1 protein-coding gene is annotated in these 710 nt (G+C 63.1%); it reads right to left on the bottom strand.

Going from position 1 to position 710, the window contains the following annotated elements:
- Positions 1-504: 504 nt before the first annotated feature.
- Positions 505-684: an HNH endonuclease gene (locus KDL01_RS46395; RefSeq protein ID WP_368861755.1), complete on the bottom strand. Its 180-nt coding sequence runs from the start codon at positions 682-684 to the stop codon at positions 505-507.
- Positions 685-710: the final 26 nt, after the last annotated feature.

Here is a 710-nt window from a genome sequence, read left to right on the forward strand (position 1 = left end):
CTCTCCTCGGTCGGTCACCGGAGGCGTATCAGGAACCTGGTGGGCGTGCAATCGGCGGGGGTTTTTGTCGGGGTGTGGGTTGCGCTGCGCCGTTTGCACGCCCACCAGAACCCTGATATGGGCTGCGCCTGCCCGACCGAGGAGAGAGCCCCACCCCTGGCTGGATCCTTGCGGAGGGTCCGTGGCCCGATCCGGCGCGCCCGGTGCAGATCATGCAGAACACCTGATCTTGCATCACCTGCGGTGGTCGACCGCGATACGGGATCTTGCATCATGTGCGGTGGGCGGCCGTGTGATGCTGAATCCTGTGTCATCCGTGGTGGACGGCCCGATCTAGGATCTTGCATCATGTGCGGTGGCCGGCCGTGTGGTGCAGGATCTTGTGGCATCCGTGATGAACGTGCGTGATGCAGGATCTTGCGTCTCCTGTGGTGGGCGGTCTCGTGATGCTGGATCTTGTGTCACCCGTGGTGGGCGGCCGTGTGGTGCGAGATTTCGCTTGTTTTATCGGTGGTGGATGGCGGTGTGGTGGTGTGAGCAGTAGAGCTTGAGGTTCTCCACCGTCGTCTGCCCGCCCTTCGCATACGGGGTGGTGTGGTGGGCGTGGAGGTTGTGTCCTGAGCGTTGAGGAGGGTTTGCGTAGGCAGAGCTCTTTGATGCGGTGCTGCGTGGATGATGAGGGATTGTGGCCCCTCGGAGTCGCCCTGCGG

This window comes from Actinospica durhamensis (genome assembly GCF_018139695.1).
Lineage (GTDB): Bacteria > Actinomycetota > Actinomycetes > Streptomycetales > Catenulisporaceae > Actinospica > Actinospica durhamensis.